The sequence below is a fragment of the Bradyrhizobium ferriligni genome (assembly GCF_056837965.1).
Genome location: NZ_JBXEJO010000093.1, coordinates 15,434 through 32,094, shown reverse-complemented (window position 1 = coordinate 32,094; position 16,661 = coordinate 15,434). Strand labels below are relative to the sequence as shown.

17 protein-coding genes are annotated in these 16,661 nt (G+C 64.7%); 4 read left to right on the top strand and 13 right to left on the bottom strand.

Annotated elements, in window-relative coordinates:
- Positions 1–123: 123 nt before the first annotated feature.
- On the top strand, positions 124–1,680 hold the full coding sequence (locus AC1VNY_RS37595) for an MDR family MFS transporter (RefSeq protein ID WP_038387626.1): 1,557 nt from the start codon (positions 124–126) through the stop codon (positions 1,678–1,680).
- Positions 1,681–1,985: 305 nt separating this feature from the next.
- Here AC1VNY_RS37595 and AC1VNY_RS37590 read toward each other — a convergent pair whose 3' ends face one another.
- Complete coding sequence (locus AC1VNY_RS37590; RefSeq protein WP_482408950.1) at positions 1,986–3,020, bottom strand: IS110 family RNA-guided transposase; 1,035 nt, start codon at positions 3,018–3,020, stop codon at positions 1,986–1,988.
- A 308-nt stretch (positions 3,021–3,328) separates the two neighbouring features.
- Here AC1VNY_RS37590 and AC1VNY_RS37585 point away from each other — a divergent pair, with 308 nt between their 5' ends.
- Positions 3,329–4,639, top strand: coding sequence for an ABC transporter substrate-binding protein (locus AC1VNY_RS37585; RefSeq protein WP_028344910.1), 1,311 nt, complete (start codon positions 3,329–3,331; stop codon positions 4,637–4,639).
- A 190-nt stretch (positions 4,640–4,829) separates the two neighbouring features.
- On the opposite strand, the gene AC1VNY_RS37580 is transcribed toward AC1VNY_RS37585, so the two are convergent.
- The 9 genes from AC1VNY_RS37580 to AC1VNY_RS37540 all read right to left on the bottom strand — a co-directional run bounded on the left by AC1VNY_RS37580 (position 4,830) and on the right by AC1VNY_RS37540 (position 11,668).
- Positions 4,830–5,999, bottom strand: a complete 1,170-nt coding sequence (locus AC1VNY_RS37580) for a Gfo/Idh/MocA family protein (RefSeq protein ID WP_482408949.1) — start codon at positions 5,997–5,999, stop codon at positions 4,830–4,832.
- A 16-nt stretch (positions 6,000–6,015) separates the two neighbouring features.
- On the bottom strand, positions 6,016–6,873 hold the full coding sequence (locus AC1VNY_RS37575) for a shikimate dehydrogenase (RefSeq protein WP_482408948.1): 858 nt from the start codon (positions 6,871–6,873) through the stop codon (positions 6,016–6,018).
- Between the two features lie 21 nt (positions 6,874–6,894).
- Positions 6,895–7,359: an SRPBCC domain-containing protein gene (locus AC1VNY_RS37570; RefSeq protein WP_028344907.1), complete on the bottom strand. Its 465-nt coding sequence runs from the start codon at positions 7,357–7,359 to the stop codon at positions 6,895–6,897.
- 12 nt (positions 7,360–7,371) lie between these two features.
- Positions 7,372–7,695 carry an ArsR/SmtB family transcription factor gene (locus AC1VNY_RS37565; RefSeq protein ID WP_028344906.1) on the bottom strand — a complete coding sequence of 108 codons (324 nt, stop codon included), beginning with the start codon at positions 7,693–7,695 and terminating at the stop codon, positions 7,372–7,374.
- 140 nt (positions 7,696–7,835) lie between these two features.
- A complete protein-coding gene (gene pcaG, locus AC1VNY_RS37560; RefSeq protein WP_482408947.1) occupies positions 7,836–8,438 on the bottom strand; it encodes a protocatechuate 3,4-dioxygenase subunit alpha in 603 nt (200 codons plus the stop codon).
- 1 nt (position 8,439) lies between these two features.
- On the bottom strand, positions 8,440–9,141 hold the full coding sequence (pcaH, locus tag AC1VNY_RS37555; protein WP_482408946.1) for a protocatechuate 3,4-dioxygenase subunit beta: 702 nt from the start codon (positions 9,139–9,141) through the stop codon (positions 8,440–8,442).
- A 39-nt stretch (positions 9,142–9,180) separates the two neighbouring features.
- Entirely contained in the window at positions 9,181–9,720 is a 540-nt protein-coding gene (locus tag AC1VNY_RS37550; RefSeq protein WP_482408945.1) for a 4-hydroxylaminobenzoate lyase, read from the bottom strand.
- A 14-nt stretch (positions 9,721–9,734) separates the two neighbouring features.
- Entirely contained in the window at positions 9,735–10,463 is a 729-nt protein-coding gene (locus tag AC1VNY_RS37545) for a nitroreductase (protein ID WP_482408944.1), read from the bottom strand.
- Positions 10,439–11,668 (bottom strand): ABC transporter substrate-binding protein, encoded by a 1,230-nt coding sequence (locus AC1VNY_RS37540; RefSeq protein WP_482408943.1) that lies wholly within the window; start codon positions 11,666–11,668, stop codon positions 10,439–10,441. The genes AC1VNY_RS37545 and AC1VNY_RS37540 overlap by 25 nt, the downstream gene beginning before the upstream one ends.
- Before the next feature lie 232 nt (positions 11,669–11,900).
- Between AC1VNY_RS37540 and AC1VNY_RS37535 the strand changes: the two genes are divergently transcribed.
- Positions 11,901–12,878: a LysR family transcriptional regulator gene (locus AC1VNY_RS37535; protein WP_482408942.1), complete on the top strand. Its 978-nt coding sequence runs from the start codon at positions 11,901–11,903 to the stop codon at positions 12,876–12,878.
- A 134-nt stretch (positions 12,879–13,012) separates the two neighbouring features.
- Here AC1VNY_RS37535 and AC1VNY_RS37530 read toward each other — a convergent pair whose 3' ends face one another.
- Entirely contained in the window at positions 13,013–14,197 is a 1,185-nt protein-coding gene (locus AC1VNY_RS37530; protein ID WP_482408941.1) for an ABC transporter substrate-binding protein, read from the bottom strand.
- Between the two features lie 214 nt (positions 14,198–14,411).
- Here AC1VNY_RS37530 and AC1VNY_RS37525 point away from each other — a divergent pair, with 214 nt between their 5' ends.
- The gene (locus AC1VNY_RS37525) at positions 14,412–15,005 is read left to right on the top strand and encodes a MarR family winged helix-turn-helix transcriptional regulator (RefSeq protein WP_482408940.1); all 594 of its coding nucleotides are present in this window, start codon (positions 14,412–14,414) and stop codon (positions 15,003–15,005) included.
- Between the two features lie 17 nt (positions 15,006–15,022).
- On the opposite strand, the gene AC1VNY_RS37520 is transcribed toward AC1VNY_RS37525, so the two are convergent.
- A complete protein-coding gene (locus tag AC1VNY_RS37520) occupies positions 15,023–16,261 on the bottom strand; it encodes an NAD(P)/FAD-dependent oxidoreductase (RefSeq protein WP_482408939.1) in 1,239 nt (412 codons plus the stop codon).
- Positions 16,258–16,614 carry a non-heme iron oxygenase ferredoxin subunit gene (locus tag AC1VNY_RS37515; RefSeq protein ID WP_482408938.1) on the bottom strand — a complete coding sequence of 119 codons (357 nt, stop codon included), beginning with the start codon at positions 16,612–16,614 and terminating at the stop codon, positions 16,258–16,260. Before AC1VNY_RS37515 ends, AC1VNY_RS37520 begins: the two co-directional genes overlap by 4 nt.
- Positions 16,615–16,661 lie beyond the last annotated feature (47 nt).

Here is a 16,661-nt window from a genome sequence, read left to right as displayed (position 1 = left end):
GGGTGGGGGCTCTCTCCACGAGTCATTTTGTGGAGAGAGCCCCCACCCGGATCGCATCTTCGATGCGATCCGACCTCCCCCGCAAGCGGGAGAGGTAACACCAACGTTCGAGGACCGACCTGAATGAATGCACCGTCACCATCCGCCGTACCCGGCATGCGCCGGAACATGGTGACGATCTGCGCGATGACCGCGACGATCATGCAGGCGCTCGACACCACGATCGCCAACGTCGCGCTGCCCTATATGCAGGGCTCGCTGTCGGCCTCGCAGGACCAGATCAACTGGGTGCTGACCTCCTACATCGTCGCGGCCGCGATCATGACCGCGCCGGTCGGCTGGATCGCCAACCGCTATGGCCGGAAGCGCATCTTCATCATCTGCTCGGCCGGCTTCACCGTCGCCTCGGTGTTCTGCGGCCTGGCGCAGGACATCAACCAGATGGTGCTGTTCCGCCTGCTGCAGGGTGTGTTCGGCGCGGCGCTGGTGCCGCTGTCACAGGCCGTGATGCTCGACTCCTACGCGCTGCATGAGCGGGCGAAAGCGATGTCGATCTGGGGCATGGGCGTGATGATGGGCCCGATCATGGGGCCCTCGCTCGGCGCCTGGCTGACCGAGACCTATTCCTGGCACTGGGTGTTCTTCGTCAACCTGCCGTTCGGCGCGATCACTGTGCTCGGCCTTGCGGTCTTCATGGACGAGACCAAGCAGGACCTCAACCTGCGCTTCGACTGGTTCGGGTTCGGTGCGCTCGCGGTCGCGATCGGTTCGCTGCAGCTCGCGCTCGACCGCGGCGAGCAGCTCGGCTGGCTGGAATCCAACGAGATCATGATCGAATTCATCGTCTCCGCGGTCGGCTTCTACTATTTCTTCGCCCATTCGCTGACGACCAGCCGGCCGTTCATCCAGTTCGCGCTGTTCAAGGACAAGAACTTCCTCGGCGGCTGCGTGTTCATGACTGTCATGGGCCTCGTGCTGTATTCGACCATGGCGCTGTCCTCGCCCTATCTGCAGAACGTGGTCGGCTACCCGATCATCACGGCGGGCCTGTTGTTGGCGACCCGCGGCGCCGGCACCTTCGTCGCGATGATGCTGGTCGGCCGCATGATGCGCTACATCGAGGCGCGCACGCTGATCATTTCCGGACTGGCGCTGACCGCGGCCTCGCTGTTCCAGATGACCGGCTGGACCGACATGACCCAGGCCAACGAGATCATCGTCGTCAGCGTGGTCCAGGGCTTTGGCTTCGGCCTCGTGTTCGTGCCGCTGTCGACGGTGGCGTTCATGTCGCTGCCCAACCATCTGCGTACCGACGGCACCTCGATGCTGACGCTGCTGCGCAACGTCGCAAGCTCGGTCGGCATCTCGATCGTGATCGCGCAGCTGACGGAAGGCGGACGGCGGATCTACGCAAAGCTGTCGGAACAGATCAATCCGTTCAACCACGCGCTGCAGATGCCCGACGTATCGGGCATGATCAACCTCAACACCGATGCCGGCCGCGCGATGGCCGACAAGATGGTGGCGGCGCAGTCGCAGATCATCGCGTTCTCGCACGACTACCAGCTGGTGATGCTGTTCATCCTGGTCTCGATCCCGCTCGCGCTGATGATCGGCTCGACCAAGGCCACGCTGCGCTCGCAGTCGGCGCCGTCGGACCATGCCGCGGTGATGGAGTAGATTTTCGCAGTCCACCACCATCGTCGTCCCGGCGAAGGCCGGGACCCATATGTGGACGGCCCCCGTGGCACAAGAGCTTTTTGGTGAGATCGGATCGCTTGCATCCATATGTCCGGCCTGTTGAGTGCGATCGGGTCGATCGCTGGCCAAGATGGGTTGCGCGATGCGAGTTCCAAACAACCAGGCGACCTGTTGACGGCCGATGGGTCCCACGGATTGTCTCGCATCGTTGCTCGATCGATCGCTCCATCTGCTCCTGCAGCTCCGGGTCGACCGGCGAGTGAACCCGCCGGCCGGCCAATCTGTTAGGTGGCCGGAATGGGATTCATCCGTGCCACATCGTAGCTCTCACCTGTTGCCATCAGCTTCCAGGCGATGCGGGCCACCTTGTTGGCGAGCGCCACGGCCGCAAGCTTCGGCGGCTTGCGCTGGATCAGTGCCAGCAGCCAGCGCGAGTGGTGACCGCGCCCGCGCCTTGCCTGCTGGATCACCGCCGTGGCCCCGATCACCAGCAGTCGTCGCAAGTCCTCGTCGCCCGCCCGCGTAATCTTGCCAAGCCTGGTCTTGCCGCCGGTGGAATGGTCTTGAGGTGTGAGGCCGAGCCAAGCCGCAAAGTGCCGGCCGGAACGGAAGGCAAGCGGATCCGGCGTTTTCATCACCAGCATCGTCGCAATGATTGGACCAATCGAGGGGATCTGCGCCAGACGCCGACCCGTGACATCGGATCGGTGCCAGGCCATCAGCTGGGCTTCGATCTCCCCAAGCTCGCCCTCGAGCCTGGCGTACTCGCGGTCCAGCACGACAAACAACTCGCGCGCCAGGGCGGGAAGCGTCTCGTCCTGCGCAATCCGCGCCAGCAGCGGCTCGACCTTGTCGACCCCTTTGGCTGCGATCAGGCCGAACTCCGCCGCATGGCCACGGATCGTATTGCCAAGCTGGGTGCGCCGGGCGATCAATCCATCGCGGATACCCGTCAGCATCAGCGCGGCCTGTTGCTCGGCCGTCTTGACCGGCACGAACCGCATGCTCGGCCGGCCCATCGCCTCGCACGTTCCCTCCGCGTCCCGCCCGTCGTTCTTGTTCCGCGACACATAGGGCTTCACCAGTTGCGGGGCCATCAGCTTGACCTCATGGCCGAGCTTGCCAAGCTCCCGCGCCCAATGCTGCGAGCCTCCGCAGGCCTCCATCCCGATCACCGTCGGCGGTAACTTGGCGAAGAAATCCAGCACCTGCTTCCGCGACAGCTTCTTGCGCAACACCACCTGCTCGGCTGCATCAACCCCATGCAGCACAAAAATATGCTTCGACGTATCCATACCGATGCGGATAATCTCTCTCACGGACGGCTCCCTTGTCTGAGATTTGCAACAACCTCATTCTGGCACACTGATGCCGTAGGGGGCCGTCCACCCCATCAACCATAGGTTCGTGTTGCAAGAGGAACTGCAGCCCCAGCGTCGCGCAACGATTTACATTTGGGGTAATGGGTCCCGGCCTTCGCCGGGACGACGTAGGAAGCCAAGCTCCCCCTCCCAAAGCGCAAGACGCCGCAGCCGCAAGCCGCGTTGACTTTCCGACCTCGCCTCCCAATACTCCGCGAAAACAAGCAAGACCCGTCACACAACTGACGGTTTCAGGGGAGGACGCGATGCCGACTTCACGCAGGACGCTGCTGAAGACTTCAGCGGCTGCCGCCGCTGCTTTCAGCTTGGATTGGACACGGGCGCAGGCGCAGGCCGAAACGGTCCGGATCGGTGTGATCTACGACCTGACCGGCCCGTTCGCCGCCGGCGGTTCGGTCGCCTCCTCGATCGGCACCCAGATCGCGATCGACCTCGTCAACGAGAAGGGCGGTGTCGGCGGCAAGTACAAGATCGCGCCGGTCAACGTCGACTCCCAAAGCAAGCCCGATGTCGCGATCAACGAGGCCAATCGCCTGATCGACCAGGAGAAGGTCGACATTCTCAACGGCGTGTTCGCAAGCTCCCACGCGGTGCCGCTCGCCGCCAAGGTCGAGCAGCAGAAGCGGATCCTGTGGATCACGACCGCGGTCTCGACCGCCGTGTTCAAGGACAAGAACCTGCAATACGTGTTCCGCGCGCAGATCCATTCCGACCAGTACGGCCAGGCGTTCGCGAGCTTCATCAATGAGCACGCCAAGGCCAAGCTCGGCATGGAGCCGAAGGACGTCAAGGTGGCGCTGATCCACGAGGACGGGCCCTATGGCGTCGGCGTCGCCGCCGCGGACGAAGCCTTCGCCAAGGAGGTCGGGCTGCAGGTGGTGCTGAAGGAGGGCTATTCGGCGTCCGCGCCCGATCTCTCGGTGCTGGTCACCAAGCTGAAGCGCGCCAAGGCCGACGTGATCTCGCATGCCGGCTACAATCCCGACATCACGCTGTTCCTGCGCCAGGCGCGTGAGAGCGGGCTGAAGTTCAAGATGCTGTTCGGCGCCGGCGCCGGCTACAGCCAGCTCGACAAGCTGCGCGCGACCTTCGGCGCCGACATCGACAATTTCTGCAACATCGACCCAGTGCCGGCGCAGCTGCTCGATCCGGCCAAGCTCGCACCCGGCGTCGGCGACCTCACCAAGACCATGGTCGCGCGCTACCGCGAGAAGACCAATGCAACCGAAGTGCCGCCGCACTGCTCGATGGGCTTCAACCAGACCTGGATCCTGCTCAACAATGTGCTGCCGGTCGCCAAGGACAAGTATGGCGGCTTCGATCCCGAGGCGATCCGCAAGGCGGCGCTCGACGTCGACATCCCCGCAGGCGGCACCATCCAGGGCTATGGCGTGAAGTTCTATCCGCCGGGCACGCCGCTGTCCGGCCAGAACGAGCGCTCGACCCCGGTCGTGATGCAGAACGCCGGCGAGCGCATCACCGTGGTGTGGCCGACCAATATCCGCACGCAGGATCCGGTGTTCCCGCTGCCGAAGGGCTCGGTGTACGCGGCGTAGATTTCGGCCTCTTGCAGCATGCTGGGAGCTCAGTCCGTCATCCTGAGGAGCGGCCTCTTGGCCGCGTCTCGAAGGATCGACGGCCAGCAGCGGGGCCGCGCACCCTTCGAGGCTCGCTCCGCTCGCGCCTCAGGATGACGGATCTGGCATGGGCAAGCGAGACGAGAGCAAGCCCGCTGTTGTCCTTAGCCTACAGTACCACCCGCCTGCCCTCATCCGCGGCCCAGTAGCCGGCGTAGTTCACCTTGGTCGTCTCATACGCCAGCGCGAGATCGGCGAGCGGCTGCCGCCCGGTCGTCACGCACTCCATGAAATCCTGGATCTCCTGCAGGTAGCCGCGGGTCCATTCCTCCTCGAGGCAGACATATTGCCAGCCGGTTTTGCGATCGACCTTTTCGGTGATGTAGACCGAGGCGAGCTTCTCCTCGGAGGTCTGGTAGCTCATCAGATGCGTGTTCGGGGTGATGTTGGCGAATAGCGAGCCGCCGCTCGTGTAGGTCTCGATCAGGTTGCGTACGCCGCCCATGATCATGTCGCCCGAAAATACCGTGGCCTTGGTGCCGTCGGAGAACGTTGCGGTCAACGTGCCCCAATCCTCGACATCGACCGGATTGGCCTTGATGTAGAGGCGCTCCTCGGGTTTGAGGCCGGCGGTGACGTTGCCGACGTCGCAGGTGACGCTCGCGACTGTAATCGTCTCACCCCGCGCTTTCGCCTCGACCTGCTTGAGATAGAGCACCGCCGACAAGGGATGGCACCCCATCCGGATCAGCGAGCCGCCGCCGGTCATCGCCCACTCGGCGGCATGCGCCGCATGCGAGCCGGAATGGCTCTCCTCGCCCTTCATGAACAGGATCTTGTCGCCGGTGGCGCGGATGATCTCCGCGGTCTTGGTCACCGCCGGCGCGTAGATCCAGTCCTCGGCATACATGAAGAGTTGCCCGCTCCGCTCGATCGCGGCGCGAGTTTTCTCCATCTCCTCCATCACCCGCTGGTACATCAGCGCTTTCGGCACATGCCTGCCGATCGGCGTCTTGTCGTCGTCGCGGCCGAAATAGCCGCTGAACGGCTTCTCGCAGATTACGTGCTTGCCCGCCTGCATTGCGTCCACGATCATCGCGGCGTGAAGGTTCGGCGGGGTGCAGATGTCGATGACGTCAAGCTCGCGGTCGGCGACCAGCTCGGCGAAGCTGCGATAGGCGTTCGGGATTGCGTGCTTGCGGGCGAACGCATTGACATGATCGCCGCGCGCCGCGACCGCCCTCACCTCGACGTCGACGCCATAGACGCGCCGGTAGGCAACCATATGCAGCTCCGACACGAAGCCGCAGCCGGCCAGCCCGATCCTGATTTTTGTCATTTTGTGTCTCCGCCCCTCAGACGGGCGCAGAGTAGCGCGCAGCCATCACGGCGTCGAACGCATTTGCCATGACATCAGTCGAAGGCATCATTGTCGTGAACAATTCGAACGCGTCCGCTGCTGCGTAGATCGCAAGATCGCGCCCGGTCAGGACTTTGGCGCCCTTGGCCTTGGCCGCCAACAGCAACGGCGTCCACAGCGGCGTGTAGACCGCGTCAGCGACCCACATCGACGGATGCAACAAGCTGTCCGGCACGGGACTGTCGCGGCTCGGCAGCATGCCGACCGGCGTTGCGTTGACGATGCCGGCCGCGCCATCGACCGCGCCCTCGACGCTGGCGACACCACGAGCCGCATGACGGCCGGCCAACAACTGACCGGCCAGCCGCGCGACCCTGGCGGCATCGGCGTCGAAGATGCGGAGCTCACCGACGCCGAGGATGGCCAGCGCGAAGGCGATCGCCTTGCCGACGCCGCCGGCACCGATCAGCGCGATCGGGCCGCGCGGCGCACTGGTAAGCAGCGGTGCGATCGCACGCACAAAACCTGACGCGTCGGTGTTGTGCCCGACCAGAAGCGCACCATCGGCGACGATGGTGTTGACCGCGCCGATAGCGCGCGCATCGGATGCGAGGTCATCGAGCAGATCGACGATCGCCTCCTTGTAGGGAAAGGTAACGTTGACGCCGGCAAAGCCGAGCCGCCTGATGCCGTCAAGCATCGTGCGCAGATCGTCGCGGCCGGCGCCCTTGACCTCGATGAGCTGGTAGTGACAGCGAACGCCTAGCGCTGCGGCGGCTGCTTCGTGCATCGCAGGCGCGGCCGAATGCGCGATCGGATAGCCAATCAGGCCCGTCAGGAAACGGTCGCGCATTGTCCCTCACGTCAGTCACGTTCAGCTCATGCGATCGAGCCGAGCATAACTGTCTTCCATGCCGTGCTCCATGCCGGTCGCGAGCATCGCCGCACGCGTTTCGGCATCCGGCAGCGTCATCCGCATCGTCATCAAGGTGCCGTCGCCGTCGGGCGCGAAGCGCGTCTCGACGTGATTGTCAGGCGTCGGATCCGGCAGATGCATGCGCTCGACATGCACGATGCGGCTGAACGGTTCGAGCGCGAGATACTCGCCGGTCAGATGGAAGCCGCCGCCCTTGCCGTCGGTCCATTCGTAGCGAATCCGGCCGCCGGGCTTCGCCTCGCTGATGCAGACCGGCATGGTCCAGCCGTCGGGACCGAGCAGCCACTTTTGCAGCAACTCCGGCTCGGTATGCGCGCGATACACCGCCTCCGGGGGCGCGACGAAGCGCCTGGTCACGACGACATAGCGGTCGCCTTCGGTCTTCAGCGTCAACTTGCTCATTGGGAATACCCTTCACTGCTCAGGCTTCATTGCGGCCAGCACACCGTCCAGCCGGTCGTAATTGGTTTCCAGCGCGCGGCGCAGCATGCCGAGCCATTGATCGATCTCGGCAACCGCTGACGGCGCCAGCCGGCACGGCCGCTTGGTGCCCTCGATCCGCCGCACGATCAGACCGGCGCCCTCGAGCACCTTGAGATGGCGGGAGATCGCGGGCTGGGTCATGTCGAACGGCTCGACCAGCTCCATGACAGTCGCCTCGCCCAGCGCGAGGCGCGCCAGGATCGCCCGGCGGGTCGGGTCGGCGAGCGCGGAAAAGGCGGCATCGAGGTTGGCCATTTTGATCTCGTTCGGTTATATAACGAATATGTTATATAACCGATGACGCATGGTCAAGCGAAATCCGCTGCGGCGAACGCGCGCAGCGGATTCCGGTCGTCCCTTCAATGCTGGAATTGCGCGCCGCTGGCGGCGCGCAGCTAGACGTCGAAGAACACCGTCTCGTTGCCGCCCTGCAGATGGACGTCGAAGGTGTAGACGCTGCCTGCGGCGGCCTTGCGCTTCGCGATCAGTGTCGCGCGGCGGTCGGCCGGCACCAGCGCCAGCGTGGAATCAGCGGCGTTGCCGGCTTCGTCCTCGAAATAGATCCGGGTGTAGAGATGCAGCAGCATGCCGCGCGCGAACACCGCGAGCCCGATGTGCGGCGCCTGCGGCTTGCCGTCGGCGTCCGGCACCACGCCCGGCTTGATGGTGTCGAAGGCGTAGGCGCCGCTCTTGTCGGTGCCGCAGCGGCCAAAGCCCTTGAAGCTCGAATTCGGCAACGCGCGCGCATCCTGTGGATCCGAGAAGCGGCCTTGCGCGTCGGCCTGCCAGATCTCCAGCATGCAATCCGGGATCACGGCGCCGTCGCCGTCATAGACCTTGCCCTCGACGCGGATGCGCTCGCCCGAGACGTCGCCCGTCAAGAGGTTGCTGGTGAAGGCATCGTTCCATTCGTATTCGCCGTTCGGCGTCAGGCCATACTTGAAATAGGGACCGACGGTCTGCGAAGGCGTGATTCCATCAGGACGCGGGTTCGACACGTTACTTGGTCTCCATCGGCGTGGCACTCTGCCCGCGCAGCACGATATCGAAGCGGTAGCACAGCGCCCATTCCGGCTTGGTGTTGTCGAGATCGAACGAGGAGACCATCCGCGCCCGCGCCTTCGCATCCGTCACCGAGTTGAAGATCGGGTCGAACGGAAACAAGGGGTCGCCGGGGAAATACATCTGGGTCACCAGACGCGAGACGAAGGCGTGGCCGAACACCGAGAAGTGGATATGCGCGGGCCGCCAGGCATTGTGGTGATTGCCCCAGGGATAGGCGCCGGGCTTGATGGTGATGAACTTGTAATAGCCCTTGGCATCGGATTGCGTGCGGCCGGCGCCGGTAAAATTCGGATCGAGCGGCGCCGGGTGCTGATCGACGACATGGATGTAGCGGCCGCAGGCATTGGCCTGCCACAGCTCGACCAGCGTGTTGGGCACGCCGCGGCCATCCTCATCGAGCACATAGCCGTGCACGATGATGCGCTCGCCGAGCGGCTCGCCCTTGGCCTGGATGGTGAGGTCGTTGTCGTGCGCGCGCACGGTCTCATGACCGTAGACCGGCCCGGTCAGCTCCGAGAGCGTGTGCCGCATCGGGATCAGCGGCTTCGTGGGCGCGCGCTTCATCGCGCTGCGGTACGCAGGCGACAGGCGCGCGGGATGGACGCTGTTCGAAGTGATCGGGTAGATCAACGTCATGTTGCTTTCTCCAGACCGGATTGTCGCCCGCGCCGGATATCAGGCCGGCGCCTTGAAATCATAGGAGATGCGCCCGGCCGGCAGATAGAACAGCGCGATGACCGCGCCGCCCCTCACCTCCGGATAATGCCGGCTGCCGGGATCCGGCGCCGTCCAGCCCGGCCCCTGCCAGCCCTGCAATCCCTTCAGCTGCGCGCCCTTGTCGAGGGGAACGACGAGGTTGAGCTCGCCATAGGGATGGCCGTGATATTGTCCGCGCAGCACGTCGTGATCATCCTCGTCCTTGAAGCGGCGCGGATCCGTGCTGTTCATGTAGACCGCGGTGATGCTGAACTGGAACGTCTCGGGGATCGGCTCAAGAATGCGGCTGCGCCGATAGTTCGGGCCCTCCACCTCCTGGTTCGCCGCCCACCCCTCCTCGACTCCCATTTTGATGAGGCGGGCCAGATCCTGGTACAGCGCGCTGTCCTCTCCATAGGTCTCGTTGAGCCATCGCTCCATCGCCGCGCTCGGCGTCATGTCCTTGACCTCGCGCAGAAACGGAATGCTGCGTTCGATGAGCTGTTCACGGCTTCCCATGACTTTCTCCTGGTTTAATCCTCGAAACCCTTGAAGGAGGCGAATGCCTCCAGTTCCGCGCGCGGCATCAGCCGCGTGCGCGACCGCTCCCTGGGGTGGCCCATCGAGATCCCGCAGGCCACCATCTGCTCGGCAGGGATCGACAGCAGCGGACGCAAGATCCGGTGGAATCTGGCGAAGGTTTCTTGCGGACAGGATTGCAGCCCGCGTCCGACCGCCGCCAGCATCACGTTCTGGATGAACATGCCGAGATCGAGCCAGCTTCCCATCGCCAGGCGCCGATCGATGGTGACGATCAATCCAACCGGCGCGCCGAAGAACATGAAGTTCTTTGCGGTCTGCCGGCTCCTCGCCGCTGCGTCGCTTTGCGCGATCCCGAGCGAGTCATAGAACAATCGCCCGAACTCCTGGCGACGGCCGAGATACGGCTCGGGGAAGGCGCTGGCGTAGTATTGATATTCGGAGACGTGCTCGCCCGGCTCGTTCTCATACGCATGCAGAAGCGCAGCCGACACCTCGGTTTTGGCGGCGCCGGCGAGCACGTAGACGTGCCAGGGCTGGATGTTCGCGCCGCTCGGCGCGAACCGCGCCACGCGCAGGATCTGCTCGACCGTCCAGCGCGAGACCGGACTGCCGGAGAACTCGCGGCACGACAGCCGGCCGGCGATCACCTCGTCGATCGGATTGCGCGCAGCGCCGCACGCCGCGTCCCGGTCGATCACGACTTCTTCACGAGCGTGCATCCGCCGTCCTCCATCGGTCTGAAGGCCTCTTCCCCCGGGATCGTGGCCAGCAGCTGGTAGTAGTCGAACTGGTATTTCGACTCCTCCGGCGACTTGACGCGGAACAGATACATGTCACGGACCAGCCGGCCGTCCGGACGGATCCTGCCGTTGCGGGTCATGAAGTCGTTGACCGGCAATTCGCGCATCTTGGCGGCGACGGTCGGCCCATCGAGCGTGCCGGCGGCTTCGACCGCCTTGAGGTAGTGCATGACCGCACCATAGGTGCCGGCGTGGATCATGGTGGGCACCTTCTTCGTCTTCTCGATGAAGCGCTTCGACCACGCCCGCGTCTCGTCGTTGAGGTCCCAGTAGAACGCCGAGCTCAGCATCAGGCCTTGCGCACTCTGCAGCCCGAGGCTGTGAATGTCGGCGATGAAGACGATCAGGCCGGCAAGCTTCTGCCCGCGCGTCACCCCGAACTCGCCGGCCTGCTTCACGGCGTTGATGAAGTCGCCGCCGGCGTCGGCGAGCGCGATCACGTCCGCTTTGGAGGCTTGCGCCTGCAGCAGGAAGGACGAGAAGTCGGGCGTGTTGATCGGGTGTTTCACGGCGCCGACCACCCTGCCGCCGGTGGCGTCGATCACCTTGCGGCTGTCGGCCTCGAGTTGCGCACCGAGCGAATAGTCGGCCGAAAGAAAGAACCAGGACTTGGCGCCGAGGCGCAAAATCGCCCTCGTCGTTCCCTGCGACAGCGCGTAAGTATCGTAGGTCCAGTGAATGCCGGTCGGCGAGCACTCGTCGCCGGTCAGCCGGGACGTTGCCGCGCCGGTGGCGAGGAACAGCTTCTTCTTGTCGCGCGTGATGCCCTGCACGGCCAGCGCGACCGCGGAATTCGGGACGTCGAGGATGGCCTCGACATTGTCGTTCTCCAGCCAGCGCCGGGCAATCGCCGAGCCGATATCCGCCTTGTTCTGGTGATCGCCGGCGACGATCTCGATCGGGCGCCCGAGCACCTTGCCCTTGAAATCGTCCACCGCCATCTGCGCCGCGACCACCGAGCCCTGGCCGCCATTGTCGGCGTAGAGCGACGACATGTCGGTCAGCACGCCGAGCCTGACCGGCCCGCTCTGTGCAATCGCCGACGTCCCTGTCGCCACCAGCATCAACGCCAGTCCGATCGATTTACGCGCGCCACTTCGGGCCGACATCACCCAGGCCTTCATCGCTTTTTCTCCTCCCAACCCGGTGCCGGCAATCTTGGCCAGAACGCCGCGTTGCGGAAGTGAAAGTCTTGCAGAGTGATCCTGAACCGGCTTCAGATGGCTGGTGGTGACGACACGGCAATACGCTCGTGGAGAATCCGCTCGGTTGCATCCGCCAGACGGCTGGCCTTAACTGCCGTCGATCGTGGAATTTTGCCGAGGCGAGCGATCCGCTACAGACAGGACTCGCAGCGTGTCCGTTTCCTTCAAGACCCTGGATCTCAATCTGCTCAAGGTGTTCGACGCAGTCATGGAGGAGCGCAGCGTGCTGCGGGCCAGCCAGAAGGTCGCGCTGAGCCAGTCCGCCGTCAGCCACTCGCTGGCGCGACTGCGCGAAATGCTGGACGACGACCTGTTCGTGCGCACGGCCACCGGCATGCAGCCGACGGCGCGCGCGTTGACGATGGCGCCGCAGGTCCGCCAGGCGCTGCGATCGCTGGAGGCCGCGGTCGAGCTGCCGACCTTCGCGCCGGCGGCCTCCACAAAACCGTTCACGCTGGCCGCCAACGACTTCACGACGATGGTGCTGGCGCCGCCGCTGCTGAAGATCCTGGGTCGGGAAGCTCCGGCGATCGACCTCACCATCAAGCCGGTGACGCGGATCGATCTTGCCGAGCAGATCGACCTCGGCCGCATCGACGTTGCGATCGGCGTGTTCTCGTCGCCGCCGAGCCGCTTCCGCACGGCACTGCTGTTCGAATATGACGACGTGCTGATTGTCGGCAAGAAACGCAAGCTTGGCCGGCTCGACAAGGCAAAGCTCGCGACCTTGCCGCTGGTCGTGGTGTCCTTTGGCGGCGAGCAGGAGGGCGCGATCGGCGGCTTCATCTCCGAGCGCGGGCTCGCCAGGCGTTCGGAGATGTACGACCGCCCCGCGCTCGAACGGGCGCTGTCCGACAGCGACCGGCCGCCACGGATCGCGGTCTCGCTGCCGCACTTCCTTGCCCTGCCCGCACTGCTGATCGATTCCGGACTTGCTGCCATCGTCCCGCGGCCGCTGGCGCGTGCGCTCGAGCAGGCGCATGCGATCACGACCTACGAACTGCCTTACACCACGACGCCGGTGGAGGTTCGGCTGCTCTGGCACGAACGCGTCGAGGACGAGCCTTCGCACGAATGGCTTCACGAGGTGCTCCGGCGCGCCACCGAAGAACTCAGGCGCGGCCGCTAAAGCGCGATGAGATTGGAGTGAATCATCATCGCGCTCTAGCTTGTTGTTTGAGCATGATCTTTTCGGAAAACCGCTTCGCACTTTTCCGGATCACGCTCTAGCGGCCGGCCACGCTTCACCACAATTCGCGGCCCTCATTGCGCGGCCATGGTACCGGACATCGGAACCCAGCGCTCGCCGTCAAAACGCTGCGGGCGCAGCGACGTGATCAAGCGATAGTCGTCAGGGCTGGTATTGACGGTGATGCCCGGGATCAGGCCCGGCAGCGCCAGGTTCTTCAGCGCGGTGGCCTGCTTCATGATGTTCTGCCGGGACAGATCGTCGCCGCAGGCCTCGATGACCTTGGTCATAAGCACAGCGACGTTCCATCCGGTGAAGTTGAGCTGATCCTCGATATCGCCCTCGGGATAGTATTTTTTCATGAAGGCCAGCCATTCCAGATAGGCGGGGTCATTGGCCCATTCCGGATCGCCGACCGACTTGGTCGGCGTCGCCGAGATCGCTCCCCTGGCGTTGTCGAGGCCGGCAGGCTTGAGGATCGTCGGCACGAAGTTGCTGCCGATCGGGAGGAACTGCTGCGCGCGCCAGCCGAGCTCGCCCGCCTTGCGGATCGCCTGCGATGTGAATTTGCCGGTCGACGCATTGAGAAAGACGTTGGCATTGGTGCTCGCCAGCGCCACGATCTGCGAATCGACCGTGGGCGACGTGACTTCGTAGGGCGACGCCGCGACAATCTCGGCCTTGGGATCGAGGCGGGCCAGTTCGGCCTTGAAGCTGCGGAGATATTCGCGGCCGTAGTCGTCGTTCTGGTACAACACGGCGACGCGCGCACCGGGCGTGTGCTCGGCCACCAGCCGCGCATAGATCGCAGCCTCGGTGCTGAACAACGTCATCCCCGAGATCGTGTAGGGACTGGTCTTCGGGTCGGCAAAGCGTTCGCTGGCCGCGAACACGAACAGCTGAGGGATCTTCTTGGCGTTGAGATATTTCTGCACCGCGGCGTTCTGCGCCGTTCCCATGCTGCCGAAGATCGCGACCGCCTCGTCATTCTCGATCAGCCTGCGCGTCTGCTCCACCGCCTTCGGCGGGCTGTAGCCGTCGTCGAGCGAGATCAGCTTGACCTTGTGGCCATTGATGCCGCCGCGATCGTTGATCATCTGGAAGTAGCGGGTCTGCACCTTGCCGACCGCGCTCAGGGCCGACGCCGGCCCGCTATAGGGCATGGTCTGGCCAAGGATCAATTCGGTCTCGGCAGCGCCGGCCGAGCCGCAGGCCGCGACCAAGGCCACGAATATGACGAGAGCGCGAAGTCCGCGCATGTGCTCCTCCCCTGTTTCTTACCCGGAATATTCTTCCTAGGAAGATAATTGTCAACCCTTGACGAAGGACGGCAAATGGCCGCTCCGCGGAGCGATGCGCTTGTGTAAAGCAATCGCAAGAACTTGCGGGGCGACACGCCAATTCGACGGTGTTAGATTGCTGCGATGCATGGTGCCGGCGCCCTTGGCGCAGGACGAAAGGGACTGGAAGGGAATGAAGAAAAGCAGCGTGTCACGCCGCGCCGAAGCTGCGATCAAGCAGCCGCCTACGCCCGACAGCACCCTTTACGACGACATCGAGGCGGCCTGGCTCGCGCAGCGCCCCGACCTCGACCTTGCCGCGGCCTGCACCTTGCTGCGGCTGGAGCGCGTCAACCAGCTTCACGAAATGCGCCTGCAGGACATTGCGAAGGCCGTCGGCCTGCAAACCGGCGAGCTCTACGTCCTGCTGGCGCTCCGGCGCTCGGGCAAGCCGTACGAGTTGCGCCCGACCGACCTGTTCCGCGCCCTCCTCGTCACGTCGGGTGCCATGACCAAGCGCGTGGCCCGACTCCAGGAAGGCGGCTTCGTCCTGCGCGTCTCGGCCAGCGACGACGGCCGTTCGGAACTGGTTCGCCTCACCGCCAAGGGGCTTGCAACCGCCGACCGCGGCATTGCCGAGGTGGCGAGAGTTGTCGAGCGCGTGACCGAGGCGAGCGGACTGACCAAGGCGGAGCTCGCCATGCTCGACCGCTGCCTGCGCAAGCTGCTCACCGTCCGGACTGTGAAGGTGCCGAAGAAGTCCGGCCGGCTTGCGGCAGCGGATTAGCTCTGCCGCCGGCGACATCATGCGACAGCCTTGTTGCCGGCCTTCAGCAGCGATTTGAGATCGCATGAGCTGTCTGCCGCCTGCTCCGGCGTCGGCGAAATGCCCGCCGCGATCAGGCGCCGCGCCACCATCTGGTCGCCGGGATGGTTGATGCTGTCGACTGCGACGAGCTTGCCCTGCCGGTAGTTGAAGGCGGAGAACCGGCCGGCTTCGATCGCGCCGCGGATCACGCTCCGGTCGCTGCGCGCCGAGTGCCCGACGATCTGAAGCTTGAGATCGTGCTGATCAGACCAGAACCGCGGCACGCTGTCATAGGGCTCATGGCTTTCCGCGATCGCAAGTCCGACTGCCCGTCCCTGGTCCTGCGCGTGCTGCACCGACTCCAGCCTGATCCATCCCCCCGCGAAGCGGCTGTAGTGATTGGCGCAGTCGCCGGCGGCGTAGATGCCCGGACATGCCGTCCGGCCGTGCTCATCCACCACAATGCCATTGGTGCAATCGAGCCCCGCGGCAATGGCGAGCTCATCATTGGCGATGCCGCCAATGCCGACCACGACGAGGTCGGCGCCGAGACGGAGGCCTCCGTTCAGCTCGACCGCCGCAACCCGTCCGCCATCGCCAATCATTGCCGAAACGGCCGTACCAAACTTCACCGCGACGCCCGCTCGAACGTGACGATCGAGCAGGACGCGCGACGCCACCGGCGAGACCGCCCGCTCGAGCAACCGCGACGCGGCCTCGATCACCGTCACCTTCTTGCCGAGCCTGGCCGCAGAGGACGCTACCTCGAGCCCGATGAAGCCGCCGCCGACGATCGCGATCTCGCTGGCCTCGCCGAGCCGCGCCTTGAGCTCGACCGCGTCGGCGATCGACCTGAGATAACAGACCCCGTCGAGTTCGGCGCCGCGGACCGCGATCCTGCGCGCGCGCGAGCCGGTGGCAATGACGAGGCGCTCGAAGTCGAGGACCGCGCCGCCGGCCAACACGACCCGGCCGGCACTGCGATCGATCCCGACAACGCGGTTGCCAAGGCACAGCTCGATCCTGTTGTCGGAGAAAATGGCCTCGTCGTGCATCAGGAGACCCTGCGCGCTGATCTCGTCGAGCAGGAAATCCTTTGACAGCGGCGGCCGCTGATACGGCAGCGCGCTCTCATCGGCGATCACGGTCACCGGCTCGGCATAGCCGGCTTCACGCGCGGTGAGGGCTGCCTGAATGCCGGCATAGGAGGCGCCGATGACGACAAGGCCGTTCACGGCTTGACGTCCGCACCGCAATCACCGGCAGTTTCCAGGGCAGCGCCGCCGCCGAGCTGCACATAGACCTCGCCGTCGCGGATCTCGACCTTGAACGCCTTGATATCCCTGTAGGCACTCGACCGGCATTTGCCGTCACGGACATCGAACATCGCGCCGTGCAGCGGACATTCGATCACATGCCCTTCGAGGAACCCTGTCGACAACAGCGCAAACGCGTGCGAGCAGACGTCGTCGGTGGCGAAGACGTCGTCGTCGACCTTGTAAAGCGCGACGCGCCGGTCGCCGACCCTGAAGCCCAGCGGCTCCCCTTCCGACAGTTTTGCGGCGGCGCATAGATGGTGCCAGATCATGAGGTGAATCTCCTGCGCTGAAGCTGGGACAGGGGGTGCGGGCACAC